Source organism: Pseudotabrizicola algicola, assembly GCF_010915705.1.
Classification (GTDB): Bacteria; Pseudomonadota; Alphaproteobacteria; order Rhodobacterales; family Rhodobacteraceae; genus Pseudotabrizicola; species Pseudotabrizicola algicola.
Window position 1 is genome coordinate 425,916 of the sequence record NZ_JAAIKE010000002.1, and the last position, 25,671, is coordinate 451,586.

Genomic DNA, 25,671 nt, shown 5'->3' on the forward strand with positions numbered 1-25,671 from the left:
CCGAAGAGGCGCACGGCAGGTGAAGCAGACCGGAACGACCCTATGCGCAGTGCTTGCGCTCACGCTGCTGGCCGCTGCGGAGCGGGCCGGGGCGATTACGCTGGACATGCCCTTTGCGGCGGTGCCCAGCGCGGGAAAGTCCGAAGCGCTGACCTCTTATGCGCTGCCGATTGCCGCCTTTTCTGACGGGAAAGTCCCGACACGGATGGTCGAGGGGCCGCTGCACCAGACCGCGTGGCGGATCGATGCGGCGGGACTGACGACGCTTGAATTGCTGGCGCCGCTGCGGGCGCAGCTTCTGGCGGCCGGGTTCCGGCCCGTGTTCGAATGCGAGGCGGCAAGCTGCGGCGGGTTCGATTTCCGCTATGGCATCCTGATCTTGCCAGAGCCGGAAATGCATGTCGATCTGGGCGATTACCGTTACTTCGCGGCAGAGCGCGGGGCAGAGGTGGTGAGCCTGATCGTCAGCCGCACGGCGGCAGCGGGGTTTGTGCAGATGATCCATGTCGGCGGCGCGGCTGGAACAGCTCCGCTGCTGAGCGCCTCGACCAAGGCGGCCAATGCGGCGGCGGGCGCAGGCACCGCCCCCGTTGCGGCGACGCCCACGGTGCAACCCGCACCCGACGGGGGCAGGGATGTGACAGGCACCGCTTTGGGAGAGCGGTTGTTGACCGGCGGCGCGGTGGCGCTGGAGGATCTGGTGTTTGCCTCGGGTTCGGCAGCCCTGGTCGAAGGGCAATATGCGTCCTTGCAGGAGTTGGCAGACTGGCTGCGGGAAAATCCGGCGCTGACGGTGGCGTTGGTCGGGCATACCGATGCCTCGGGCGGGCTGGAGGGCAATATCGCCCTGTCGCGCAAGCGGGCCGATGCGGTGCGGCAATATCTGATCCGGCAGGCGGGGATTCCGGCCGCGCAGATTGAGGCGCAGGGCGTCGGCTATCTGTCGCCGCGCGCAAGCAATCTGGACGAGGCGGGACGCGAGAAAAACAGAAGGGTCGAGGTCATGGTGACCTCGACCCAAGTCGCGCCTTGAGGATGGCGGGGGGAAGGCGTTACCAGGCGTCGGGGCCCTTGTCGGCATAACGACGCGCCAGAAAATCGATGAAGGCCCTCACCTTGGGCTGGGTGAAGCGGCCCGGCGGGTAGACGGCATAGATGCCCAGAACTTCGGTCGGCAGACCCGGCAGCGCCTCTTCCACCAGACCGTCCTTCATCGCGTCGGCATAGAGGAAGCTGGGCAGATAGGCGATGCCAAGACCGGAAATCGCAGCGTTCAGAAGCGATTGCCCGTCATTGACCGTCAGCCAGCCCGCCGTGCGGACCTGCCGCTTTTCGCCCGAGGGCGCGGTGATTTTCCACACGTTGCCGTTGGCCTGATTGGAATAGTGCAGCAATTTGTGTTCGTTCAGGTCGTCGATCTTCATCGGACGGCCGTAGCGCTGGAAATAGCTGGGCGATGCGATCATCCGCTTGGTGGTGTCGGTCAGCTTGCGGGCACGCAGGCTGCTGTCTTCCAGATCGCCCACGCGGATGGCCATGTCGAAGCCTTCGCTGATGAGTTCGACATAGCGGTTGTTCAGCACCATGTTCACGGTGATATCGGGGTATTCGAGCAGGAAATCCCCCAGAATGGGCGAAAGCAGGTTCACGCCGAAATCTGTCGCCACCGAAATGCGCAGCAGGCCCGAGGGGGCAGATTGCATGGAGGTGACAAGGGCATCTGCCTCGCCAGCATCGTTGAGAACGCGGCGGGCGCGGTCGTAATAGGCAAGGCCAATTTCCGTGGGCGATACGCGACGTGTCGTGCGGTTCAAAAGCCGCGCCCCCAAGCGCGCCTCCAGAGCCGAGACATGCTTCGAGACGGCAGATTTGGAAATCCCCATCTTCTTGGCAGCGTCGGTAAAGCCGCCCTGGTCTACGACCGTGGCAAAGGCTTCCATTTCAGTCAGTCGGTCCATCACTTTTCCCCAGCTGGCAGCTCTATGGGTTTATCCGCCTGTTAGTGACGCTCAATTCGGGCAGGATCGCGGCGTTGATGCGTTCTATCCGAGGAATTCGGAGGGATCGTTGATGAGGCGGAAACAGGTGGGGGCGGGTGTTTGTTTGCGCGGCGCCCAAGTTTTGTGCAGAGTTTCGGCTTTCGGGAGAGTTTTGGGCGACATCCGCGCGCAAGACGTGCCATACAAGGCGATATCCAGACCCAGGCCGCGCCTGCTGTTATTCAGGGCCAGACCTTACGAGAAGTGACCGAATGTCGATCAAGGCCGCGATCCACCATCTGACCCATTACAAATACGATCGCCCGGTGACGCTGGGGCCGCAGGTCATCCGCCTGCGCCCTGCCCCGCACAGCCGGACGCGGGTGATTTCCCATTCCCTGAAGGTCAGCCCGGGCGGGCATTTCGTGAACCATCAGCAGGACCCGTTCGGCAACTGGCTGGCGCGGTTCGTGTTTCCCGAACCGGTGACAGAGTTCAAGATAGAGGTCGATCTGGTCGCCGACATGACGGTGTACAATCCGTTCGATTTCTTTGTCGAGGAAGCGGCCGAGCATTGGCCGTTCGAATATCCGGCCGATCTGGTCGAGGATCTGGAGATCTACCGCCGCAAGGACGTGGCGGGGCCGCTGTTGCAGGCGTTTCTTGCGTCGGTGCCGAAGGACCGGGTGCGCAGCGTCGATTTCGTGGTGAACCTGAATGCGCGGGTGGCCAATACGCTGCGCTATACCATCCGGATGGAGCCGGGCGTGCAGACGCCCGAGGAGACGCTGGGGCTGCAAAGCGGATCGTGCCGGGATTCGAGCTGGCTTCTGGTTCAGGCGCTGCGGCATTTCGGTTTTGCGGCGCGCTTTGTGTCGGGCTATCTGATCCAGCTGAAACCGGACCTGAAGGCGCTGGACGGGCCTTCGGGGACCGAGGTGGATTTCACCGACCTGCACGCATGGTGCGAGGTCTATCTGCCCGGCGCGGGTTGGGTGGGGCTGGACCCGACCAGCGGGTTGCTGGCGGGCGAGAGCCATATTCCGCTGGCCGCGACGCCCCATTACCGCAACGCCGCGCCGATTTCGGGCATGGCGAGCTTTGCCGAGGTGGACTTCGCCTTTGACATGACGGTGGCGCGGGTGGCCGAGCATCCGCGCATCACCAAGCCGTTCAGCGATGAGGCCTGGGAGGAGTTGAACGCGCTGGGGCAGAAGGTGGATGCCGCGCTGGAGACGGGCGATGTGCGCCTGACGATGGGTGGCGAGCCGACCTTTGTTTCCATTGATGATTTCGAGGCGGACGAGTGGAACACCGCCGCCGTGGGCCCGACCAAGCGGGTGCTGGCCGACAGGCTGATCCGGCGCTTGCGGGATCGCTTCGCGCCGGGGGGGTTCCTGCATTACGGGCAGGGCAAGTGGTATCCGGGGGAGAGCCTGCCGCGCTGGACGTTTTCGCTTTACTGGCGGACCGACGGGCATCCGATCTGGTCGGACCCTGCGCTGATCGCCGAAGAAGGCGCGCAGACGGGGGTGACGACAGCGGATGCGGAACGGCTGCTCCGGCAGATCGCGGATGATCTGGCGCTGGAGCCGGAGTGCATTCTGCCCGCCTATGAAGACCCCGCGCAATGGCTGGTGAAAGAGGCGAACCTGCCCGACAACGTGACGCCCGCCAATTCAAAGCTGAAGGACCCCGAGGAGCGGCACCGTCTGGCCACCGTGTTCAATCGCGGGCTGACCAACCCTTCGGGCTTTGTGCTGCCGGTGCAAAGCTGGCAAAGCCGCGCGTCGGGGCGGCGGTGGCGCACCGAGAAGTGGCGGCTGCGGCGCGGGCATATGTTCCTTGTGCCGGGGGACAGTCCGGTGGGATACCGTTTGCCGCTGGAAAGCCTGCCGTGGCTGCCTGCGTCGCAATACCCCTACATCAATCCGGTGGACCCGACGGTGGAGCGCCCGCCCCTGCCGGTGCCAAACAGCCCGGAAGTGACGGAGTCGCGCCCGCAAGCCTCGGCCAGTTTTACGGCCAGCGGGGCGCAGGGCGCGCAGGTGGAACAGGGATCGCCCGCCTTCGAGGTGGACGGGCATATCCGCACTGCCCTGTCGGTGGAACCGCGCGACGGGCGGCTGTGCGTGTTCATGCCGCCGGTGGTGTCGGTCGAGGATTATCTCGATCTGGTGCGCGCGGCGGAGGCTGCCGCGAAGAAACTGGGGCTTCAGGTGCATATCGAGGGCTATGCGCCGCCGCATGATCCGCGCCTGAACGTGATCCGCGTGGCCCCCGATCCGGGGGTGATCGAGGTGAACGTGCATCCGGCGCAGAACTGGCAGGAGTGCGTGGACATCACGAGCGCGATCTATGAGGAGGCGCGGCTCTGCCGCCTTGGCGCCGACAAGTTCATGATCGACGGCAAGCACGCCGGAACGGGAGGCGGCAACCATGTGGTGGTCGGCGGGGCGACGCCGAATGACAGCCCCTTCCTGCGGCGGCCAGACCTGTTGCGCAGCCTGATCCTGCACTGGAACCGGCACCCGTCGCTGTCTTACCTGTTCTCGGGGCTGTTCATCGGGCCGACATCACAGGCCCCGCGCATCGACGAGGCGCGGCATGATGCGCTCTATGAGATGGAGATCGCGCTGGCGCAGATCCCCGCGCCGGGCGAAGGCACCCCGCCGATGCCGTGGCTGGTGGACCGTTTGCTGCGCAACATGCTGACGGATGTGACGGGCAACACCCATCGCGCCGAGATTTGCATCGACAAGCTGTATTCCCCCGACGGGCCGACGGGGCGTCTGGGTCTGGTCGAGTTCCGCGGGTTCGAGATGCCGCCGGATGCGCGCATGAGCCTGTCGCAGCAATTGCTGATCCGGGCGCTGATCGCGCGGTTCTGGGCCAACCCGGCCAAGGGGGAGCTGACCCGCTGGGGCACGGCCCTGCATGACCGTTTCATGCTGCCGCATCACGTCTGGCAGGATTTCCGCGACGTGCTGGCCGATCTGGCGCAGCACGGGTTTCCGCTGCGCGAGGACTGGTTCAAGGCGCAGGCCGAGTTCCGCTTTCCGTTCTGCGGCGAGGTCGAATACGAGGGCGTGCATCTGGAATTGCGGCAGGCGCTGGAGCCTTGGCATGTGCTGGGCGAGACCGGCGCGATTGGCGGCACGGTGCGCTATACCGACAGTTCGACCGAGCGGCTTCAGGTCAAGCTGCGCGCGCCCGACCCGACCCGTTATCAGGTGCTGTGCAACGGGCGCGTTGCCCCGCTGACGTCGGTGGGTGCGGGCGAAGCGGTGGCGGGTGTGCGCTACAAGGCGTGGCAGCCGTCATCCGCGATGCACCCCGTGCTGCCGGTCGATGCGCCGCTGGCCTTCGACATCTTCGACACATGGTCAGGGCGGCCCTTGGGCGGCTGCGTCTATCATGTGGCGCATCCGGGCGGGCGCAATTACGACACCTTCCCGGTGAACGGCAACGAGGCCGAGGCGCGCCGCCTTGCACGGTTCGAGCCGAACGGGCATCGGCCCGGGCATCATGTGCGCCCGCAGGCCGAGCGCCCGCACCGCGAGTTTCCGCTGACCCTTGACCTGCGGCGGCCGATCGGGCTGTAGTCCGGCGATGGACAGCACCGGGACGGCAAAGGCAGCGACAGGCAGGCCGGGCAAGACGCGGGATCGCGGGTTGTCCGCCTATCGGGCCTTGCCGGGGGTGCCAGACGAGTTGGTGACTGCCGATGGCTCTTTGCGGCCTTTGTGGCAGCCGCTGGTCGCGCATCTGCAATCGCTGTCGGATGATGCCCTGACCCGCGCCACAGGGCGGGCGGACCAGTACCTGCGCGATTCCGGCGTGTTTTATCGCCAATACGGGTCCGGCCAGTCGGTCGAGCGGCCTTGGCCGCTGAGCCATGTGCCGGTGCTGATCCACGAGGCGGATTGGGCCGAGCTGGCCCCCGCGCTGATCCAGCGGGCCGACCTGCTGGAAGCGGTGATGGCCGATCTGTATGGCGAGAACCGGCTGGTGGCCGACGGGCATCTGCCCGCCGCGCTGGTCGCGGGCAATCCGGAATGGCTGCGGCCCTTGGTGGGGGTGCGTCCGGCCTCGGGGCATTTCCTGCATTTTCTGGCCTTTGAAATCGGGCGGGGGCCGGACGGGCGCTGGTGGGTGCTGGCCGACCGCACGCAAGCGCCTTCGGGTGCAGGTTACGCGCTGGAAAACCGCGTGGCGACCGCACGGGCCTATTCCGATGTGTTTGACGCGCTGAACGTGCATCGGCTGGCCGGATTTTTCCGCGATTTCCGCGATGCGCTGCTGGGTCTGCGCGGCGCGCGCGACGGGCGCGTGGCGATCATGACACCGGGGCCTCTGAACGAGACCTATTTCGAGCAGGCGTGGATCGCGCGCTATATGGGCGTGAGCCTTGTCGAGGGAGAGGACCTGACGGTTGCCGACGGGCGGCTGATGGTGCGGACCGTGTCGGGGTTGCGGCCGCTGGATGTGCTGTGGCGGCGGCTGGATGGCAGCTATGCCGACCCGCTGGAACTGGACCCTGCCTCGCGCATCGGCACGCCGGGCATGGTGGCGGCGCTGCGGCAGGGCGGGCTGACCATGGTCAACTCGCTCGGCTCGGGCGTGCTCGAGACGCGGGCGCTGATGGCCTTTTTGCCGAGCCTGTCGCTGCACCTGACAGGCGCGCCGCTGGCGATTCCGAACATCGCCACATGGTGGTGCGGCGGGGCGGCGGAGCGGGCGCAGGTGATGGCGGCGCAGGACCGTCTGGTGCTGTCGGCGGCGCTGGGCACAGGCTTGCCCTTTGACAGGCAGGGTGAAAGCACGGCGGCGGCAACACTGGCCCCCGAGGCGCTGGCCGCGCGGCTTGCGACGCAGGGGGCGGACCTTGTGGCGCAAGAGGCGGTGACACTGTCGACCACGCCCGCGCTGATCGACGGGCAGATCGTGCCGCGCCCGATGAGCCTGCGGGTGTTTCTGGCACGCACCGCCGCAGGGTGGCAGGTGATGCAGGGCGGCTTTGCCCGCATCGGTGCATCACAGGACCCGACCGCGCTGGCCATGCAGCGCGGCGGCAGCGCGGCGGATGTCTGGATCGTCAGCAAGGACGAGGTGCCCGCCGTCAGCATGGTTGCGCCGGCCGAGCCCTATCTGCGCAGCACGCCGGGGGCGCTTCCCGCGCGGGCGGCGGACAACCTGTTCTGGCTGGGCCGCTATGTGGAGCGGACCGAGGGCATCATCCGGCTGCTCCGCGCGCGACACAACCGCTTGGCCGAAGGCGGGCGGGCGGCGCTGCCGCTGCAGAGGCAGATGGATGCGCTGCTGGCGACCTATGATGTGGATGGCGCGGCCGGGCTGTCGCCGGGGTTGCTGACCACGCTGGGCGCGGCGGTGGCCACCGCAGGGCAGGTGCGCGACCGCTTTTCGCCCGATGGCTGGTCGGCGCTGAACGATCTGGACAAGACCGCGCGGCGGATGGCCGGGCAGGTGGAACCGGGTGATGATGCCGCGCGGGCTCTGTCTGCCCTGCTGCGCAAACTGGCGGGGTTCTCGGGGCTGGTGCATGAGAACATGTATCGCTTTTTCGGCTGGCGGTTCCTGTCGATCGGGCGGCAACTCGAACGCGCCCTGGCGATGTGCGGAGCCTTGGCGGTATTTGCCGACGAGAAGGCACCTGTGGGCGGTCTGGACCTGTGCATCGAGCTTGGCGACAGCGTGCTGACGCATCGCCGCCGCTTCAGCGTGGGATCGTCCCGCGAGACCGTGATTGACCTTCTGGCGCTGGACCCGATGAACCCGCGTTCGCTGCGGCACCTCATCGACGGTCTGAGCGCGCAGGTGCAGGCGCTGCCGGGGGCGGCGACACATGGCCAGTTGTCCGAACTGGGCCGCGCGATGCTGCGCACGCAGGTGGAGATTGCGACGGCCACGCCGGAGACGCTGACGACCGAGAGCTTGCAGGCCTTGCGGGGCAATCTGGCGGCGATCTCGGACCTGCTGACCGGAGCCTACTTGCGATGACGCTTTATGCCCTGCGGCAGACGATCCGCTATGACTTCAACCGCCCGACCGGGGCTGGGCGGCAGTTGTTCCGCATTCTGCCCGCCGATATTCCGGGGGTGCAGCGCGTGCGGGACGTGCATTACGACTTTGCCCCCGAGGTGGGCGAGCGCGGCACGTTCCGCGATTTCTTCGGCACCCGCGTGATCGAAGCCGCGATGCCGCCGGGACTGGTCAGTCTGGACCTGACGATGCAGGCGGTGGTGGAACGGGCGGTGGATGACAGCCTGCTGGATCTGTCGCCGCCGCTGGAAGGTCTGGCCGCCGAGGTGGCGGCCTGTCGTGGCGTCGGGCCGGACTCGCCGCATCATTTCACGCAACCCTCGCGCCGGATTGCCGCCGCGCCGCGCATTGCCGATTTTGCCCGCGCCCATGCTGCCGCGGGGTTGACCGTGCGCGGGTTGGTCGAGGCGCTGGGGCGCGCGGTTCATGCGCATATGGCGTTCGATGCCGAGGCCACCCATGTGGACACCGCGCCAGAGGCGGCCTTTGCCCTGCAACGCGGGGTCTGTCAGGATTTCGCGCAGATCATGGTGGGGGGATTGCGCGCGCTGGGGGTGCCTGCGGCCTATGTGGCGGGCTATCTGCGCACCCTGCCGCCACCGGGGCAACCGCGCCTGATCGGCGCGGATGCCATGCATGCCTGGGTGCGGGCCTGGGCGGGGGCGGAAACGGGCTGGATCGATTACGACCCGACCAATGCCTGCTTTGTCCGCAATGACCACATCGACGTGGGTTTTGGACGCGATTATGACGATGTGGCCCCTGTCACGGGCCGGCTGCGGCTGGACGGACACCACTCCGGCAGCCACAGCGTCGATATCGAGGAAATCGCCGCCTAGCGAAGGTCGCCTAGCGCAGATCGGCGGGCAGCAGCGCCTCGGGCAGGTTCTGGTAGCAGACCGGACGCAGCCAGCGGCGGATGGACAGGGTGCCGACCGAGGTGGCGCCAAAGTTGGTGCTAGCCGGATAGGGACCGCCGTGGACCATGCTGTCGGCCACCTCGACGCCCGTCGGGAAGCCGTTGGCAAGGATGCGGCCCGCCTTGCGCTCCAGAACGGGCAGAAGGGTTTGGCCGAGGGCGGTGTCGGCCTCATCCAGATGCAGGGTGCAGGTCAACTGGCCCTGCAGGCTTTCGGCAATCGCCTGCATTTCCGAGGCATCCTTTACCCGCAGGATCAGGCCGAGCGGGCCGAACACCTCTTCTGCCAGCATGTGGTCGGCAAGCCAGTCGGTGCCTGACACCTCGAACAGGTTGGGGGTTGCGGCACGCCCGTCGCAGGTGGTGGCCAGCAGGCTGCGCACCCCGGCGGCTGCGGCGACACGGTCGCGCCCTGCGCGGTAGGCCTCGGCCATGCCATCGGTGAGCATGGTCTGCGCGGCCACGGGTTCAAGCGCGCTGCGGGCGGCGGCGGCGAAGGCATCGGCCTGCGGCCCGTCGATCAGCACGGCGATGCCGGGGTTGGTGCAGAACTGGCCTGCGCCCATCGTCAGGCTGGCGGCCCAGCCCTTGGCGATGGCATCGCCCCGCGCCTCCAGCGCGGCGGGCAGGAGGAACATCGGGTTCACGCTGCCCAGTTCGCCGAAGAAGGGGATCGGGTCGGGGCGTTGGGCGCAGAGGTTGAAAAGCGCGCGCCCTCCGCCGAGCGAGCCGGTGAAGCCGACCGCGCGGATCGCGGGATGCTGCACCAGCGCCTCGCCCACGTCACGCTTGCCGCCTTGCACGAGGCTGAACACGCCCGCAGGCATGTTGCAGGATTTCCGCGCCGCGTCGATGGCTTGCGCCACGATCTCGCCGGTGCCGGGGTGGGCAGAGTGGCCCTTGACCACGACAGGGCATCCGGCGGCGAGGGCGCTTGCGGTGTCGCCCCCCGCCACCGAGAAGGCGAGCGGGAAGTTGGAGGCCCCGAACACCGCGACGGGACCGATGGGGCGCTGCACCATCTTCAGGTCAGGGCGCGGGAGCGGCTGACGGTCTGGCAGGGCGGCATCGTGGCGGCGGTCGAGGTAGCCCCCCGCGCGGATGTGGCTGGCAAAGAGGCGCAACTGGCCGGTGGTGCGCCCGCGCTCGCCCTGCAGGCGGGCGGCGGGCAGGCCGGTTTCCTGCGTGCCGATTTCCGTGATGGCATCGGCGCGGGCCTCGAGCTCGTCGGCGATGGCCTCGAGAAAGCGGGCGCGGTCTTCGCGCGAGGTGGCGGCGAAGGCGGGGAAAGCGGCAGCTGCGGCGGCGCAGGCCTGATCCACCAGCGCGGGCGTGCCGACGGCGAAATCATGGGCAGGGCCGTGGGCCGGGGTGGAGGCGAAGGTGGTCGCCCCGGCGATCCAGTCGCCCGCGATGAGGTGCTTGCCTGTCAGCATGTCGGTCTCCGATTTTTGCGGCGGACCGGGGGGTTTCACACCCCCCGACCCCCCCGTGGGATATTTATGAACAGATGAAGGGGGTCAGAAGTGGAATGCGTCTGTGACGATGCGTTTGCCGAGGGTTAGCGCGTCGGCGACGTGGACCATCGGGGCAAGGTCCACCTCGGACCGGCCTGCGGCGACCAGTTCGGCCATGCGGGCGTAGAGGGCGGGGTATTCATCCATGATGGTGTTTTCACCCTGTGAAGGTTGCCCGCCGATTTCCAGCACATTGCCGCCCATGCGCAGCGCCATCGGGCCTGCGGTGGTATCAAACTCCATGTCCCAGGTCTGGGGGCCGGTTTGCCGCCAGTCGAAATCGGCGGTGACATTGCCCGAGAAGTGCAGGCGCGCGGCGATTGGGGTCTGGCGGTTGGCGGGGAATTCGAGTTCCGCCGATTGCAGATGCACAGGGGCCGGCAGGATTTCGGTGAGGATCGACAGCGCATTGATGCCGGGATCGAAGACACCCATGCCGCCCGGTTCGAACACCCAGTCCTGACCGGGATGCCATTTGCGCACATCCTCGCGCCATGTGATATGGGCGCGGGTGATGGTTTTACCGGCCAGCCATGCCTTGGCGGGCGCGACCGCATGGGCCATGCGGCTGTGCCATGTGGTGTAGAGCGTGACGCCCTGTTCGGCGGCAAGGGCTCGCAGGGCGTGGACTTCCGCCAGTGTGGCACCGGGCGGCTTTTCCAGCATGACGTGGCGACCGGCACGCAGGGCCGCCTGTGCATAGGCAAAGCGCGGCACCGGAGGGATGGCGAGCGAGACGGTGGTGATGTCGGGCCGCGCCTCCAGCATGGTTTCCATGCTGGTGAAGACCTCGACCCCGTCAACCGTGCCAGCGCGGGACACCGTGGCGGCCAGTTGCCAGTCGGGACTGGCGGCAAGGGCGGGGACGTGTTGGTCCACCGCGATCTTGCCGATGCCGACGAGGGCGAGGTTCTGCCGGTCTGCCATCAGTGGGAATCCTTGCCGACGGGCGCACCGCGGCAGCCCTTGAGGAAGGCGAGGTCGGCGCCGGTGTCGGCTCCTTCGACATGCTGCTGGTGCAGCCAGCCGTAGCCCGATTCATAGGTCTGGTGCGTGGGGGTCCATGCAGCCAGACGGGCGGCCAGTTCCTCATCGGAAATGTCGAGGTGCAGGCGGCGGTTCGGAACATCGAGTTCGATGAAATCACCGTTGCGCACCACGGCAAGCGGTCCACCCGCCGCCGCTTCGGGCGAGGTGTGCAGGCAGACGGTCCCATAAGCCGTGCCGGACATGCGCGCGTCAGAGATGCGGACCATGTCGGTGATGCCCTTTTTCAGCACCTTGGGCGGCAGGCCCATGTTGCCCACCTCGGCCATGCCGGGATAGCCCTTCGGCCCGCAATGTTTCAGCACCATGACGCAGGTTTCGTCGATGTCGAGATCGGGGTCGTTGATCTTGGCCTTGTAGTCGTCGATGTCCTCGAACACCACGGCGCGGCCCCTGTGCACCATCAGGTGCGGGCTGGCGGCAGAGGGTTTCAGCACCGAGCCCTTGGGGGCCAGATTGCCCTTGAGCACCACGACGCCGCCCGACTGGGTCAGCGCCTTGTCGGTGGGCAGGATCACGTCTTCGTTGTGGTTGCGCACATCCTTCACCTGATCCCACATCGTCTCGCCCGAGACGGTCAGCGCATCCTTGTGCAACAGCCCCGCCTCGCCGAGACGCTTGATGACGACGGGCAGACCGCCGGCATAGAAGAATTCCTCCATCAGGTATTTGCCCGATGGCATCAGGTTGACGATCGTCGGCACGTCGCGGCCGCAGCGGTCCCAGTCATCGAGAGTCAGGTCGATGCCGACGCGGCCTGCGATGGCGAGGATGTGGATCACGGCATTGGTGCTGCCGCCGATGGCGGCATTGGTGCGGATGGCGTTTTCGAACGCCTCTTTCTTGAGGATATCAGACGGCTTCAGGTCATCCTTGACCATCTGCACGATGCGGCGGCCTGTGAGTTGCGCCATGACGCGGCGGCGGCTGTCGACTGCCGGAATCGCGGCATTGCCCGACAGGGCCATGCCAAGCGCCTCGGCCATCGAGGCCATCGTGCTGGCGGTGCCCATCGTGTTGCACGATCCGGGGCTGCGCGACATGGATGCCTCGGCCTCGGCGAATTCCTCTTGCGTCATCTCGCCCGCTTTCACGGCTTCGGAGAATTTCCACAGATGGGTGCCGGAGCCGACGCGTTCGTTGCGGTAATAGCCGTTCAGCATCGGGCCGCCGGTGACGACGATCGAGGGCAGGTCGGTGGAGGCGGCGGCCATCAGGAGCGAGGGCGTGGTCTTGTCGCAGCCGACCAGCAGCACGCAGCCATCCATCGGCTGGCCGCGCATCGCCTCTTCCACGGCCATGGCGGCGAGGTTGCGGAACATCATCGCGGTGGGGCGGAAGGCGGATTCTGACGCCGAGAACACCGGCACTTCGACCGGGAAGCCGCCAGCCTCGTAGATCCCGTGCTTCACGCGCTGCGCAAGGTCATTCAGATGCGCGTTGCAGGGGGTGAGTTCGGACCATGTGTTGAGGATGCCGATGACGGGACGGCCATCGAACAGGTCATGCGGCAGGCCCTGGTTCTTCATCCAGCCACGGTGATAGATCTGGTCGCGGCCCGTGCCGCCGAACCATTCCTGTGAACGCAGGTGACGGGGCCATTTGGCAGGTTTGAAGGTCATCTCATCCTCACAGGGTATGGACCGATTGCAGCCCGGTGTCGGGGGCAACGGCAAGCGGGTTTGTCAGCGGCAGGCCGAAGGCGGCCACCTCGATTTCAAAGGTATCACCGGGTTCGGGTCGGATACCATCGGCGAATGACAGGGTGGCGGTGCCGAACATATGCACATGCAGATCGCCCGGCTGGCGGAACATGTCATACTTGAAGTGGTGATGTTCCAGATTGGCAAAGCTGTGCGACATGTTCGCCTCGCCCGACAGGAAGGGTTTTTCCCAGATCACCGACCCTGCACGGCGGATGCGGCTGGTGCCGCGCACGTCTTGCGGCAGATCGCCCACAAGGATCTCGGGGCCGATGCTGGCCTGCCGCAGTTTGGAATGGGCGAGGTAAAGGTAGTTGATCCGCTCGGTCACATGATCGGAAAACTCGTTCGCCAGCGCCCAGCCGACACGGCAGGGGGTGCCATCGGCGGCGATCACATAGATGCCCGCAAGTTCCGGCTCTTCCCCGCCATCGAGCGCGAAGCCGGGGGAGGTGAGCGGCGCGCCGGGAGCGACCAGATGCACGCCATTGCCCTTGTAGAACCATTCCGGCTGCACGCCGGGGCCGGAGGCGGGCTTGCCGCCCTCCAGCCCCATGCGGAACATCTTCATGCTGTCGGTGGCATCCTCGGCATTGGCCTTGGTGTGCATGGCGTCACGGGTGGCGGCGCTGCCCAGATGGGTCAGGCCGGTGCCGGTCAGGTGCAGGTGCGCCGGATCGGGGTGGGTGATGGGCGACAGCATCCGCCCCTCGGAGGCGGCGCGCACCAGATCGACCGCTTGGCCAAGGCCGTGGGCCGCGATCACGCTGGCGAGGGAGCGGCCGGAATTGGCGGCCTCGAGCGCGAGCGCATAGGTGCTGGCAGCGCCTTGGACGATGGCGGCCTCTGAGCCTTCACGGGCGACAACGGCGATGCCGGTTTCCGTCTTGATCTGCGACAACAGCATGGCGGCCCTCATTTGTTTTTGTTGTAAACGTCGAAGATGACGGCGGCGAGCAGGACCAGCCCCTTGATGACCTGCTGGTAGTCGATGCCGATGCCAAGGATCGACATGCCGTTGTTCATCACGCCCATGATCAGCGCGCCGACCACGACGCCGATGATCTTGCCCGAGCCGCCCGCCATCGACGCGCCACCGATGAAGACGGCGGCGATCACATCAAGCTCGAACCCGGCGCCCGCCTTGGGGGTGGAGGAGTTGAGGCGCGCGGCCACGATCATGCCTGCCAGAGCCGCCAGAACGCCCATGTTGACGAAGCAGAAGAACACGAGGCGTTCGGTCTTGATGCCGGAAAGCTTGGCCGCTTTCTCGTTGCCGCCGAGCGCGTAGATGCGGCGGCCGCTGGTGGTTTTCTCGGTGAAGAAGGCGTAGATCACCGTCAGCACCGCCAGCACCATGACCACATTGGGCAGGCCGCGGAAGATTGCCAGTTTGTAGCCGACGAAGACCAGCGCGCCGCAGACGATGGCATTACGGATCCAGAACACCACGGCGGGTTCGGGGGTGATGCCGAAAAGCGCGTCCTGCGTGCGTTTGCGCAGGCCGAGATAAACCACGATCAAGGCCACGGCCACCACGATCAGAAGCGCGGTGCCGTTCAGCCGGTCCATCCCCAGAAGCGCCTGATCGGCATCGCCAAAGAGGTCAGGGATGAAGCCGGTGGAGAGGGACTGGAACGAGCGCGGGAAGGGGCCGATGTTCTGGCCGTTGAGCAGCCACAGTGTCAGGCCGCGAAACACCAGCATGCCTGCCAGCGTGACGATGAAGGACGGAATTTTCCAATAGGCCACCCAATATCCCTGCGCCGCGCCGATCAGCGCCCCGACCAGCAGGCAGGCGGGGATCACCGCCAGCACCGGCCAGCCCTGATTGACCGTCAGCACCGCCGCCACCGCCCCGGTGAAGCCCACGACAGAGCCGACCGACAGGTCGATATGGCCCGCCACGATGACCAGCAGCATCCCCAGCGCCATGATGATGACGTAAGAGTTCTGCAGGAACAGGTTGGTGATGTTCTGTGCCGACAGGAAGTCGACGTCGATGGAGGCACGCACGATCACGGTGAAGAAGAACACGATGGCGACCAGCGCCATGATCATTCCGTATTCGCGCAGGTGACTGCCCATGTAACTCTTTTCAGACATTGTATTACGCCGCCTTCCCAGCAGAATTCAGGATCAGGGCCATGATGCGTTCCTGCGATGCCTCATCGCGGGAAAGCTCCCCGACGATCCGGCCTTCGTTCATCACATAGATGCGGTCGCACATGCCCAAGAGCTCGGGCATTTCCGAGCTGATCATCAGGATGCCGCGGCCATCGGCGGCCAGCTGGTTCATGATGTTGTAGATTTCAAACTTCGCCCCCACGTCGATGCCGCGCGTGGGTTCGTCAAGGATAAGAACCTGCGGATCGGTGAACAGCCATTTCGACAGAACCACCTTCTGCTGGTTGCCGCCCGACAGGTTGACCACCTTTTGCTGCACATTGGGGGTGCGGATGTTCATGGCGCGGCGGTAATCCTCGGCCACCTGCGCCTCGCGCCGGGGGTTGAGCACGCCGCGCAGGGCGATGCCCGCAAGGTTGGCGAGGCTGACGTTGCGCAGGATCGGTTCTTCGAGAATGAGGCCGAGCGCCTTGCGGTCTTCGGTCACATAGGCCAGCCCTGCCGCCACCGCCTTTGTCACGCTGGACGTATCCACCGGCTTGCCGCCCATGCGGACGGTGCCGCTGATGTTGCGCCCGTAGCTGTGGCCGAACAGGCTCATCGCCAGTTCGGTGCGCCCTGCCCCCATCAGGCCCGCGATGCCCACGATCTCGCCCTTGCGGACGGTGAAGCCCGCGTTGCGGATCATCTGGCGGTCTTTCTGGTCGGGGTGGAACACGTTCCAGTCAGTGACCTCCAGCAGCGTCTCGCCGGGGTTCGGGGTGCGGGCGGGATAGCGGTGCGCCATGTCGCGGCCCACCATGTCGCGGATGATGCGGTCTTCGGTGATCTCGTCGCGGTTCAGCGTGGAAACGGTGGTGCCGTCGCGGATGATGGTGGTGCGGTCGGCGACACGGCCGATCTCGTTCAGCTTGTGGCTGATGATGATCTGCGTGACCCCTTGCGCCTTCAGCTCCAGCATCAGGTCGAGCAGCTTCTGGCTGTCGTTTTCCTGAAGCGCGGCGGTGGGTTCATCGAGGATGAGCAGGCGCACATCCTTGGCCAGCGCCTTCGCAATCTCGATCAGTTGCTGTTTGCCGACGCCCAGCTTGCCCACAACTGTGGTCGGCGCCTCGTTCAGACCGACCTTTTGCAGAAGCTGGGTGGTTTTCTGGAAGGCCAGCGGCCAGTTGATCACGCCCGCCTTGGCCACCTCGTTGCCCAGAAACAGGTTTTCCGCAATCGACAGCAGCGGCACCAGCGCCAGTTCCTGATGGATGATGATGATGCCCTTGGCCTCGCTGTCGGCGATGGATTTCATCTCGAGCGTCTGGCCGTCATAGACGATCTCGCCGTCATAGCTGCCGTGGGGATAGACCCCTGACAGCACCTTCATCAGTGTGGATTTTCCTGCACCGTTCTCGCCGCAGATCGCGTGGATTTCGCCCGCTTTCACCGACAGGTTCACCTGATCGAGCGCGCGGACGCCGGGGAACAGTTTGCTGATCCCGCGCATTTCCAGAAGCGTTGTCATCTTCCCCTCCCCGGAGAAAACCGGGCCTGTCTGCCGGGAGCGTGGCAGACAGGCCCGGACCTCAGTGCCGATTACTTGAGCTGGTCAGCGGTGTAGTAGCCCGAGCCTACGAGGACTTCTTCGTAGTTCGAGGCATCGACCGAAACCGGCTCCAGCAGGTAGGACGGAACGACCTTGACGCCGTTGTCATAGGTGGTGGTGTCGTTGATTTCCGGCTCGGTGCCGGTCAGCAGCGCCTCGACCATGCCCACGGTCACGCGGGCGAGTTCGCGGGTGTCCTTGAACACGGTCGAATACTGCTCGCCCGCGATCATCGACTTCACCGAGGGGATTTCGGCATCCTGGCCGGTGACGATCGGCATGGCCAGATCGCCCGAACCATAGCCGACGCCCTTCAGCGACGACAGGATACCGATCGACAGGCCGTCATAGGGGGACAGCGCGCCGTGCAGGACCTTGTCGCCGTAGTTGGCCGACAGAAGGTTATCCATGCGGGCCTGTGCGACCGCACCGTCCCAACGCAGGGTGCCGACCACATCCATGCCCATCTGGCCGGAGGGGATGGCGATTTCGCCCGCGTCGATCATCGGCTGCAGGACCGACATCGCACCGTTGTAGAAGAAGAAGGCGTTGTTGTCGTCCGGCGAGCCGCCGAAGAGTTCGACGTTCCACGGCTTCACATCAGGGAAGCGCTCTTTCAGGCCCTTGACCAGCGATTCCGCCTGCTGCACGCCGACCTTGAAGTTATCGAAGGTGGCGTAATAGCTGACATCGCCGCTTTCGCGGATCAGACGGTCATAGGCGATGACCTTGATGCCGCTGGCAGCGGCGTTTTCCAGCGCGTTCGACAGCGTGGTGCCGTCGATGGCGGCGATCACCAGAACGTTCACACCTTTGGTGATCATGTTCTCGATCTGGTTGAGCTGGTTCGGGATATCGTCTTCGGCATATTGCAGGTCGGTGGCATAGCCGGCTTCGGTGAACTGCTTCACCATCGATTCCCCGTCCGAAATCCAGCGGGCCGAGGATTTGGTGGGCATCGAAATGCCGACGGTGCCTTTGTCTTGCGCAAAGGCGGCGGGGCTGCCCAGAAGCGTTGCGGCAACCGCAAGCTTCAGGATGGCGCGTTTTGTGAAGTTCATCAGGTTCTCCTCCCTTGTGCCGCGAAACACGGCAGCGTCGCGGCGGTTTGTCCGTTCCAGAGGCGTCTTGCGCATCTGGACCGCGATCAGGCGGGAGATTGACGCCGCAACACATCAGCGTCAAATGAGATTGCGTGAAGCATATACTGCACAATTGATATGGATCAGACATGTCCCTGCCCCTGCACCATCTGAAGATGACGCATCTGCGCCTGCTCGCGCATCTGGCCGACACGCGGCGGATCACGGCAGCGGCGGACCTGATCGGGGTGTCACAGCCCACGGCGTCACGCCTGATTGTCGAGATCGAGGAGATCCTCGGCCAGCCGATCCACGAACGGTCAGGCCGGGGCGTCGCGCTGACGGTGGTGGGCGAGGCGCTGGCGCGGCGGGCGCGGCGGATATTGACCGAGTTGCAGGAGGCCACGGTCGAGGTGTCGGGTCTTGCCTCGGGTGCGGCGGGGCATTTGCGGCTGGGATCGGTGACCGCGCCTGCGCTGGGGCTGATGCTGCCCGCGCTGCGCACCTTGCGGCTGACGCATCCGAACATCACCGCCGATGTGTCGGTCGCGCAATCGGCGCCGCTGTGTCAGGAGTTGCGGGCGGGGCGGCTTGATCTGGTGCTGGGGCGCCCGTCAGAGCCGCGCGATCAGGAAGAATTCGACGTGCTGCCGCTGGACACCGAGCCTGTGGAACTGCTGGTGCGACAGGGGCATCCGCTGGCAGGGCGGCAGGATATTTCCCTGGCTGATCTGGTGCAGTTCGACTGGGTGATGCCTGCCGAAAGCTCTCCCCTCGGGCGTGCCGTCAACATGGCCTTTCGCGCGCATGACATGCCGCCGCCGCGCCAGACGCTGACCACGGGGTCGTTCCTGCTGACGCTGACGGTGGTGCGCCAGACCAATGCGATTGCCCCCCTCGCCCGCGCGGTGACCGATGTCTTTGCGGGGCCGGATGGGGGCTATGTGATGCTGGACGCGCCCTTGCAGGTCGACGTCGGGCCATACGGGCTGATGACGCGCAAGGGGCAGGCGCGGACGCCTGCGCTGGACCGGCTGATCAACCAGATCCTCGGGCAGTTGCCGCTCAGCTGACGCGCGACAAGAGGGGCTGGCCGCTGAAATGCGCGTCCAGATTGGCGACCGCCAGTTGCGACATGGCCGCGCGCGATTCACGGGTGCCGCTGGCGTGGTGCGGGTAGAGCGTGACATTCGGCAGCGACGTGAGCGCGGGATCGGGGTTGGGTTCGTTCCAGAACACATCCAGCGCGGCATGGCCCAGCGTTCCGTCACGCAGGGCGGCGATCAGCGCGGTTTCATCCACGACCGACCCGCGGCTGACGTTCACCAGCGTGCCTTGCGGGCCAAGCGCGCGCAGCACAGCGGCGTCGATCAGGTTCATGGTGCCCTTGCCGCCCGAGACGATGACGACCAGCACATCGGCCCAGCCCGCCAACGCCAGCAGATCGGGCTGGAACGGACGGTTCACCCCCGGCTTTTCGGTGCGGCTGAAATAGGCCACCTGCATGCCCGAGGCTTCGGCGCGCGGGATGATGGCCTGTCCGATCTTGCCCATGCCGACGATGCCCAGTTTCTTGCCCCGCAGCGAGGATTGCAGCGGGAACATCCCCTGCCGCCCCCAATCGCCCGAGGCGACATAGGCATGCCCCGGCACCATCCCGCGCCGCGCGGCAAGGGTCAGCATCAGCGCGGTGTCGGCCACATCATCGGCCAGCGCGTCCGATGTGTTGGTCAGCGGGATGCCCCGCGCCGTCAGCGCCGCGACATCGATGGTGTCATAGCCCGCAGATCCGCAAGAGACGAGTTGCAGGCCCGGCATCGCCGCGACCATCTCGGCGGTCAGCGGCTCATGTCCGTTGGTGATGACGGCCTGCACCTTCGGCCCGACCTCGGCCAGCAGGGCCGCCTTGCCTGCCGCACCCGCAAGATCATGGCGATGCAGGGTGTAGCGCGCGGCCAGATCATCGAGATAGGGCTGCAGCGGCGGGGCGATTACCAGAAGCTCGGGTTTCATGGGCATATCCTTGCGATTGGGCTGGGGGTCAGGCCGGGCTGCCCCAGGGGCCGTGGTGGGCGTCCTTGCCGTCCAGCCGGTCAAAACCATGCGCGCCAAAGAAGTCACGCTGGCCCTGGATCATGTTGGCGGTGCCGCGCGCCTGACGCATCAGATCGAACCACGCAAGCCCCGCCGACAGGGCGGGCAGCGGCAGGGCCTGAAGCGCGCCATTGGCCACCACGCGGCGCAGGGCGGGCAGGCCCTTGTCGAGCAGCCCGGCGAAGAACGGGGCGAGGATCAGGTTGCGGGCGGGGTCTTCGGCCAGCGCCTGCGCCATGTCGTTCAGCATGGAAGAGCGGATGATGCACCCCGCGCGCCAGACCCGCGCGATGGCGGGCATATCCAGCGCCCAGCCGAATTCCTTGGCCGCTGCCGTCATCATGGCGAAGCCTTGAGCATAGCACAGGATCTTGCCCGCGATCATCGCCTGTTCCAGATCATCGAGCGGCAGGGTGATCTTGGCCTTGGCCGCGCCGAAACGGGCCTGACCTGCGGCGCGTTCGTCGCGGCGGGCAGAGACGTTGCGCGCCATCACGGCGGCCTCGATCACCGGAACTGGCGCCGCCAGATGCTGCGCTTCAACCGCCGTCCAGCGGCCGGTGCCTTTCTGGCCGGCGGCATCCACGATCATGTCGAGGATCGGCCCGCCGCCAATCGGGTCGGCAGCGGCGGCGACCTGCGCGGAAATCTCGATCAGGTAGGATTGCAGCGGGCCTGCGTTCCAGCGGTCGAACACCGGCGCGATGTCGGCAGCGGGCAGCGCCATGCCGTCACGCATCACGCCGTAGACCTCGGAAATCATCTGCATGTCGGCATATTCGATGCCGTTGTGGACGGCCTTGACGAAATGCCCCGCGCCCGATGGCCCCATGTGATCGGCGCAAGGGGTGCCGTCTTCTGCGCGGGCGGCGATGGCTTGCAGCAGCGGTTTCATCTGCGCCCAAGCGGCATCGGGGCCGCCTGCCATGATGGCGGGGCCGTGACGCGCGCCTTCCTCGCCGCCCGACACGCCGATGCCCATGAAGCGGAACGGCAGGTCCGCCCCGTCGCGGCGGTTGGTATCGCGGAAGTTGGCATTGCCCGCGTCGATCACCAGATCATCGGGCCCCAAAAGCGGCGCGAGGGCCGCCATCTGGTCATCGACCGCCTGTCCGGCGGGCACCATCAGGATGATGGCGCGCGGCGGAGTGATGGCCTGCACCAGTGCCTCCAGCGTGTCGGTGGGGGTGATGCGCGCGGCCAGTTCCCCTGCCCCCGCGTGAAAGGCACGGGTGACTGCGGCGGTGCGGTTCCACACGGCAATCGGGAAGCCCTTTTCCGCGATGTTCAGCGCCAAGGCGGCACCCATCGTGCCAAGGCCGATCAGGCCGGTGTGTGTAACAGTCATCTAGAACAGTCCTTTGCAATGCGCAGTCGCAGTTTGGAACGAGACGGCAGACAGGCATGTCGGCCCGCCGCGTCGCGGTGGATACTGCATCTGCGGCGGAATTGCTATCGATAACATGCCAATCGGCCGAAGACAAAAGACGCCGCTTCCGGCGGAAATGCAAGCGGCCCAAGGGCGCGGGCGCACCCTTGGGCCGTCCTGTTCGGCGCGATCAGATGTCTGCGATCACATCCTGGCGCTGGGTGCCGAGACCTTCGATCCCCAGTTCCACCACATCGCCTGCCTTCAGATAGCGCGGCGGTTTCTGCCCCATGCCCACGCCGGGCGGGGTGCCTGTCGAGATCACATCGCCCGGATGCAGCGTCATGAACTGCGACAGATAGCTGACGACATGTGCGACGCCGTAAACCATCGTCTTGGTCGAGCCGTTCTGCATGGTCTGGCCATTGACCTTGAGCCACATCGGCAGCGACTGCGGGTCGGCCACCTCGTCGCGGGTGACAAGCCACGGGCCAAGCTGGCCGTAGTTGTCACAGCTTTTGCCCTTGGTCCATTGCCCCGCGCGTTCGGTCTGGAAGGCGCGCTCGCTGACATCATTGGCCACCGCATAGCCCGCGACATAATCCAGCGCCTCGGCTTCCGAGACGTATTTCGCCTTGGTGCCGATGATGACGGCCAGTTCCACCTCCCAATCGGTTTTCTCGGAGGTGCGGGGGATGATGATAGGGTCGTTCGGGCCGCAGATGGCGCTGGTGGCCTTCATGAAGATGACGGGTTCCGGCGGCACCGCCATGCCGGATTCGGCGGCGTGGTCGGCGTAGTTCAGGCCGATGCAGATGAATTTGCCGGTGCCTGCCACGCAGGGGCCAAGGCGGGTCGCCGCATCCACCACGGGCAGTTTGCCCGCATCGATGCCGCGCAGCGCCGACAGGCCCACATCCGACAGGACCGCGCCCGAGATATCGGGGACGATGCCGGTCAGGTCGCGGATGGTGCCGTCGCTATGCAGCAGGCCGGGGCGTTCGGCACCGGGGGCGCCATGACGGAGGAGTTTCATCTGTCAGATCCTTTCAAGTATTCGACCAGCCGCCGTCGATGACATTGGCCGTGCCAGTGACGAAAGCCGATTCGTCCGAGGCGAGAAATACGACAAGCGCAGCGATATCATCGGCCTGCGCAAGTTTTCCAGAGGGTTGGCGCGCCAGAAACGCCTTGCGTCCGGCCTCGTAATCGCCCGTCGCCGCCATGCGTTCCTGCAGCGATGGCGTATCGACTGTGCCGGGGCAGATGGCGTTGCAGCGGATGCCCTTGGTGATGAAATCGGCGGCGATGGCCTTTGACATGCCGATGACGGCGGCCTTGGTGCTGCCATAGGCAAAGCGGTTGGGGGCTGCGATGACCGACGAGGCGACCGAGGCCATGTTGATGATGGACCCGCCGCCGCCCTCGATCATGGCGGGCAGGAAGGCGCGGCACATGCGAAACATCGCGGTGACGTTCAGATCGAAGCTGAAGGCCCATTGTTCGTCGTCACAGTCGAGGATGGTGCCGTTGGCGACAAAACCCGCGCAGTTGAACAGCACGTCCACCCGGCCCAGGTCCGCCGCCAAGGCGGTGATGGCGGCCGGGTCGCGCACATTCAGCACGCGGGTTTCAAGGCCCTGTCCCGTCAGGTCGGCCAGTGCCGCCGCGTTGATGTCGGTGGCGATCACCCGCGCGCCCTCGCGCGCCATCGCAAGCGCCGAGGCGCGGCCGATGCCCTGCCCCGCCGCTGTGACCAAAGCCGTCTTGCCGTTCAGCCGTCCCATAGGGTTTCCTGTCTGCGTGGTTTCATCCTTGGGCCGCCGCTGCGACCCCGCCCTGCGCCAAGGGTGTTACATCACCGCGCCGATCTGCCAAGGCACGAATTCCGCGCCGCCAAAGCCGAGGGCTTCGGATTTGGTGACCTCGCCGCTGGCAACCTTGATGAACAGCTCGAACATCTCGCGCCCCTTGTCGGCCAGAGAGACCCCACCGTCGATGATGTCACCCGTGTTGAGGTCCATATCCTCTTCCATGTGGCGGAACATTTCGGAATTGGTGGCGACCTTGATACAGGGCACGGGCTTGTAGCCCGACACCGACCCGCGTCCGGTGGTGAACACGATGAGGTTTGCGCCAGATGCGATCTGGCCCGTCACCGAACAGGGGTCATAGCCGGGGCTGTCCATGAAGACGAAGCCCTTCTTGGTGATGGGTTCGGCGAACAGATACACGTCTTGCATCGGGGCGGTGCCGCCCTTGGCGACCGCGCCGAGGGACTTTTCCAGAATGGTCGTCAGCCCGCCGCGTTTGTTGCCGGGGCTGGGGTTGTTGTTCATCTCGCCCTTGTTGCGGGCGGTGTAATCTTCCCACCAGCGGATGCGGTCGATCAGCTTTTGCCCGACCTCGACGCTGACCGCGCGGCGGGTCAACAGGTGTTCGGCCCCGTAGATTTCCGAGGTTTCCGACAGGATCGTGGTGCCGCCATGCTGCACCAGAAGGTCAGAGGCTACGCCCAGCGCAGGGTTGGCGGTGATGCCGGAATAGCCGTCGGACCCGCCGCATTGCATGCCGATGACCAGTTCCGACACCGGGATAGGTTCGCGCGCATAGGCATTGGCGATCTCGGCCATCTCGCGCAGCGCCTCGACCCCGCGCTCCACCGTCTTGCGGGTGCCGCCGACCTGCTGGATGGTCATGTGGCGGAAGTTGTTGTCGGCCCGCATGCGGCCGCGCCCCACCAGATCGGGGATCTGCAGAACCTCGCAGCCCAGACCCACCAGAAGGATGCCGCCAAAGTTCGGGTTCTGCGCATAGCCTTGCAGCGTGCGCATCAGGGTGGCGTAGCCTTCGTCCGACCCCGACATGCCGCAGCCCGAGGCATGGGCGATGGGCACGATGCCATCGACATTGCCCAGCGCCTTGAACCAGTCGGCCTTTTCCGCCTCTTCGGCGATGAAGCGGGCGACGGAGCCCGAGCAGTTCACCGAGGTGAGCACGCCAAGGTAGTTGCGGGTGCCCGCCTTGCCGTCAGGGCGACGAAAACCCATGAAGGTGCGCGCTTGGGTGGCAGGGACCAGTGGACGCGCCTCGGCGGCAAATGCGTAATCCTGCGCGTGGTCGGACATGGCGATGTTGTGCACATGCACATGCGCGCCCGCCGGAATATCCTGCGTCGCGGCCCCGATGATCTGGCCATAGCGGCGGATGTTCTCGCCCGCCGTGATGGCCCGATTGGCAATCTTGTGGCCGCGCGCGACGGGGGTGGTCATCGTCACCCCCAGCGCCTCGGCCCCCGGCAGAAGATCGGTCAGGGCGATGTCGACATTGTCGTCGGGGTTCAGACGGATGCTGATCGGCATTGGGGCCTCAGGTCGTTGGTGCAAGCGTGGACAGCGCGCGGTCGAGATGGGTGTAACCACCGTCGACGAACAGCCATTGGCCGGTGGTATGCCCCGCCTTGGGTGACAGGGCAAAGACGGTGGTGGCGGCCATTTCGGTATCGAGCGTCATGCGCGCCTCCAGCGGAATCCGCGCGGTGATCTCGGCCAGTTTGGCGGCGGGGTCGTCCATCGTGTCCAGCCAGCGGCGGTAGAGCGGGGTCATCACCTCGGCCGGGATCACGGCATTGACGCGCACGCCATCGCCCGCCAGCGCCGCCGCCCATTCCCGCGTCAGCCCCAGTTGCGCGGCCTTGGCAGCGACATAGGCCGAGGTGCCGCCCTGCCCCGTAACGGCGGTTTTGGAACTGATGTTCACAATCGCGCCCTTGGCTGTCTTCAGATCATCCATCAGCAGGTGGACAAGGGTGTAGTAATGGATCAGATTCTGGTCGAGCGAGGCGCGAAACGCCTCTGGCCCCGCATCAAGGCCGACGCCATCATTGGCCCCCGCGTTGTTGACCAGACCATAGACCTGCCCCCAGCCTTTGTGCGTTTCGGCCACGGCGCGGCGGCAGTCATCATCCAGCGACAGATCGGCCTTGATCCAGCCCGCGCGCGGGGATTTCTCGGCCAGTTGCGCGAGGAAGGCATCCTCTGGCGCGCGGCGGGCGTAGATGACGGGAATCGCGCCCTCATCGGCCAGCGCCATGCTGATCGCGGCCCCGATGCCCGACCCGCCGCCCGTCACGACCACAACCTTGTCTTTCAGCCCCAGATCCATCTTTCATTCCTTG

The 25,671-nt window shown here is 65.9% G+C and carries 19 protein-coding genes; 5 read left to right on the top strand and 14 right to left on the bottom strand.

Annotation, left to right across the window (positions count from 1 at the left end; translation table 11 throughout):
* The first annotated feature begins 19 nt into the window (after positions 1-19).
* Positions 20-1,033 carry an OmpA family protein gene (locus tag G3572_RS08630; protein ID WP_354004007.1) on the top strand — a complete coding sequence of 338 codons (1,014 nt, stop codon included), beginning with the start codon at positions 20-22 and terminating at the stop codon, positions 1,031-1,033.
* Between the two features lie 19 nt (positions 1,034-1,052).
* On the opposite strand, the gene G3572_RS08635 is transcribed toward G3572_RS08630, so the two are convergent.
* A complete protein-coding gene (locus G3572_RS08635; RefSeq protein WP_164610800.1) occupies positions 1,053-1,958 on the bottom strand; it encodes a LysR family transcriptional regulator in 906 nt (301 codons plus the stop codon).
* A 293-nt stretch (positions 1,959-2,251) separates the two neighbouring features.
* Here G3572_RS08635 and G3572_RS08640 point away from each other — a divergent pair, with 293 nt between their 5' ends.
* From G3572_RS08640 to G3572_RS08650, 3 genes are read left to right on the top strand one after another with little or no spacing between them, the layout of a single operon-like run.
* Positions 2,252-5,584: a transglutaminase family protein gene (locus tag G3572_RS08640; protein WP_164610802.1), complete on the top strand. Its 3,333-nt coding sequence runs from the start codon at positions 2,252-2,254 to the stop codon at positions 5,582-5,584.
* 7 nt (positions 5,585-5,591) lie between these two features.
* Positions 5,592-8,000, top strand: coding sequence for a circularly permuted type 2 ATP-grasp protein (locus G3572_RS08645; RefSeq protein ID WP_164610804.1), 2,409 nt, complete (start codon positions 5,592-5,594; stop codon positions 7,998-8,000).
* Complete coding sequence (locus tag G3572_RS08650; RefSeq protein WP_164610806.1) at positions 7,997-8,881, top strand: transglutaminase family protein; 885 nt, start codon at positions 7,997-7,999, stop codon at positions 8,879-8,881. Before G3572_RS08645 ends, G3572_RS08650 begins: the two co-directional genes overlap by 4 nt.
* Before the next feature lie 10 nt (positions 8,882-8,891).
* On the opposite strand, the gene G3572_RS08655 is transcribed toward G3572_RS08650, so the two are convergent.
* The 7 genes from G3572_RS08655 to chvE form a co-directional block, all read right to left on the bottom strand.
* Positions 8,892-10,397, bottom strand: coding sequence for an aldehyde dehydrogenase (NADP(+)) (locus G3572_RS08655; RefSeq protein ID WP_164610808.1), 1,506 nt, complete (start codon positions 10,395-10,397; stop codon positions 8,892-8,894).
* Between the two features lie 84 nt (positions 10,398-10,481).
* On the bottom strand, positions 10,482-11,405 hold the full coding sequence (locus tag G3572_RS08660) for a Gfo/Idh/MocA family protein (protein ID WP_164610810.1): 924 nt from the start codon (positions 11,403-11,405) through the stop codon (positions 10,482-10,484).
* Complete coding sequence (araD, locus tag G3572_RS08665; RefSeq protein ID WP_164610812.1) at positions 11,405-13,147, bottom strand: L-arabinonate dehydratase; 1,743 nt, start codon at positions 13,145-13,147, stop codon at positions 11,405-11,407. Before araD ends, G3572_RS08660 begins: the two co-directional genes overlap by 1 nt.
* Before the next feature lie 7 nt (positions 13,148-13,154).
* A complete protein-coding gene (gene araD1, locus G3572_RS08670; protein WP_164610813.1) occupies positions 13,155-14,135 on the bottom strand; it encodes an AraD1 family protein in 981 nt (326 codons plus the stop codon).
* Between the two features lie 8 nt (positions 14,136-14,143).
* On the bottom strand, positions 14,144-15,334 hold the full coding sequence (mmsB, locus tag G3572_RS08675) for a multiple monosaccharide ABC transporter permease (RefSeq protein ID WP_164610815.1): 1,191 nt from the start codon (positions 15,332-15,334) through the stop codon (positions 14,144-14,146).
* A 4-nt stretch (positions 15,335-15,338) separates the two neighbouring features.
* Positions 15,339-16,868, bottom strand: coding sequence for a multiple monosaccharide ABC transporter ATP-binding protein (mmsA, locus tag G3572_RS08680; RefSeq protein ID WP_164610817.1), 1,530 nt, complete (start codon positions 16,866-16,868; stop codon positions 15,339-15,341).
* Positions 16,869-16,939: 71 nt separating this feature from the next.
* Complete coding sequence (gene chvE / locus G3572_RS08685) at positions 16,940-18,010, bottom strand: multiple monosaccharide ABC transporter substrate-binding protein (protein WP_164610819.1); 1,071 nt, start codon at positions 18,008-18,010, stop codon at positions 16,940-16,942.
* A 170-nt stretch (positions 18,011-18,180) separates the two neighbouring features.
* Between chvE and G3572_RS08690 the strand changes: the two genes are divergently transcribed.
* Positions 18,181-19,104, top strand: a complete 924-nt coding sequence (locus G3572_RS08690; RefSeq protein ID WP_164610821.1) for a LysR family transcriptional regulator — start codon at positions 18,181-18,183, stop codon at positions 19,102-19,104.
* Here the strand turns inward: G3572_RS08690 and G3572_RS08695 are convergent.
* The 6 genes from G3572_RS08695 to G3572_RS08720 form a co-directional block, all read right to left on the bottom strand.
* Positions 19,097-20,044 (bottom strand): 2-hydroxyacid dehydrogenase, encoded by a 948-nt coding sequence (locus G3572_RS08695; RefSeq protein WP_164610823.1) that lies wholly within the window; start codon positions 20,042-20,044, stop codon positions 19,097-19,099. The genes G3572_RS08690 and G3572_RS08695 overlap by 8 nt on opposite strands.
* 28 nt (positions 20,045-20,072) lie before the next feature.
* Positions 20,073-21,473: an NADP-dependent phosphogluconate dehydrogenase gene (gene gnd / locus G3572_RS08700; protein WP_164610825.1), complete on the bottom strand. Its 1,401-nt coding sequence runs from the start codon at positions 21,471-21,473 to the stop codon at positions 20,073-20,075.
* 211 nt (positions 21,474-21,684) lie between these two features.
* Positions 21,685-22,530 carry a fumarylacetoacetate hydrolase family protein gene (locus G3572_RS08705; protein ID WP_164610827.1) on the bottom strand — a complete coding sequence of 282 codons (846 nt, stop codon included), beginning with the start codon at positions 22,528-22,530 and terminating at the stop codon, positions 21,685-21,687.
* A 13-nt stretch (positions 22,531-22,543) separates the two neighbouring features.
* On the bottom strand, positions 22,544-23,281 hold the full coding sequence (locus tag G3572_RS08710) for an SDR family oxidoreductase (RefSeq protein WP_164610829.1): 738 nt from the start codon (positions 23,279-23,281) through the stop codon (positions 22,544-22,546).
* A 66-nt stretch (positions 23,282-23,347) separates the two neighbouring features.
* Positions 23,348-24,856: a UxaA family hydrolase gene (locus G3572_RS08715; protein WP_164610830.1), complete on the bottom strand. Its 1,509-nt coding sequence runs from the start codon at positions 24,854-24,856 to the stop codon at positions 23,348-23,350.
* A gap of 7 nt (positions 24,857-24,863) precedes the next feature.
* Positions 24,864-25,658: an L-fucose dehydrogenase gene (locus G3572_RS08720; RefSeq protein ID WP_164610833.1), complete on the bottom strand. Its 795-nt coding sequence runs from the start codon at positions 25,656-25,658 to the stop codon at positions 24,864-24,866.
* Positions 25,659-25,671: the final 13 nt, after the last annotated feature.